Consider the following 1,090-nt stretch of genomic DNA (forward strand, 5'->3'; position numbering starts at 1 on the left):
GAGGACAACCCGGGTTTCTTCCGCATCAAGCTCTTCATCATCCCGCACTTCCAGGTAGAGGGTATGGACATCGGGCTGTCGCTGGTGTCGCAAATGCCGAAGGCCAAGAGCTGATTTGACGTTTGTCGCATGAGCCGCCGGGGTCGTTGTGGCCCCGGCGTTGTTGTCCGTCCCTCTCGCGCGTTCATGAGAATTCCTGCATGTCGATGATCCTGCCTACCCAGGCTTATGAATTGAAGCTGGCGCCACATCCGGCGCCAACGTCCGTCCTCAAGTTCGCGGGGCGGGATGCCGTGAGCGAGCTGTATCGCTACGACATCGAGTTCACGAGCCCGATGGCCGGTATTCCGATGGACCAGATGGTCGGTCGCCCGGCAAAATTCATCATCGCCCCGGTCGATCCGAACATGGACTACTTGCGCAGGATGTTCGGCGAGCGGGCGGCGCAGTTCAGCAAGATGCCGCCGGCGTACACGATCCACGGCGTTATCACGGAATTAGATGAGCTCGGCACCTCGGCGGACGAGACGCACTATCGGGTCCGGCTTGAGCCCACGCTCGCCGATCTGAATCGGGGCGTGACGAGCCGGCTGTTCCAGAAGCAGTCGGTCGAGGAGATCGTCACCGATACGCTGCGCCATTACGGCTACCGGGCCGGCGTCGACTTCCAGTTCCAGCTACGCGGGAAGTACAAGCGGCACGAATACATCACCCAGTATCACGAGACCACGTTCGCCTTTATCCGGCGCCTGTGCGCGGAAGAGGGAATCTGGTTTCGCTGGGAGCAGAAGAAGGATCACGCGGTGCTGGTGTTCGGCGACGACCTCGATGCGTACGCGCGCAAGCAACGTACCGTGTCGTATCGGCGCGACTCGGGGCTGGAGAGCGCCGGCCGGGACGCGATCAAGACGCTCGAGAAGCGGACCCGGCGCGTGCCTGAAGCCGTGCGGCTGCACGATTACAACCACCGGCAGGCCGGTGTGTCGCTGCTCGTCGAGGAAAACGCCGCGCGAGCGGACAAGTCGACGAACGGCATCGACTATCGCTGGGGCGAGCATTACGAGACGCCGGAGGAAGGTCAGCAGATCGC

2 protein-coding genes are annotated in these 1,090 nt (G+C 62.4%); both read left to right on the forward strand.

Features of this window, described 5'->3' with window-relative positions; all coding sequences use genetic code 11:
• On the forward strand, positions 1 to 114 hold a 114-nt coding region (locus tag HWX25_RS32610), incomplete at its 5' end, for a type VI secretion system contractile sheath large subunit (RefSeq protein ID WP_175912703.1).
• A gap of 86 nt (positions 115 to 200) precedes the next feature.
• On the forward strand, positions 201 to 1,090 hold an 890-nt coding region (locus HWX25_RS32615; protein WP_175912705.1), incomplete at its 3' end, for a phage late control D family protein.

Source organism: Burkholderia sp. BCC1640, from assembly GCF_902833125.1.
Taxonomy (GTDB): Bacteria; Pseudomonadota; Gammaproteobacteria; order Burkholderiales; family Burkholderiaceae; genus Burkholderia; species Burkholderia diffusa.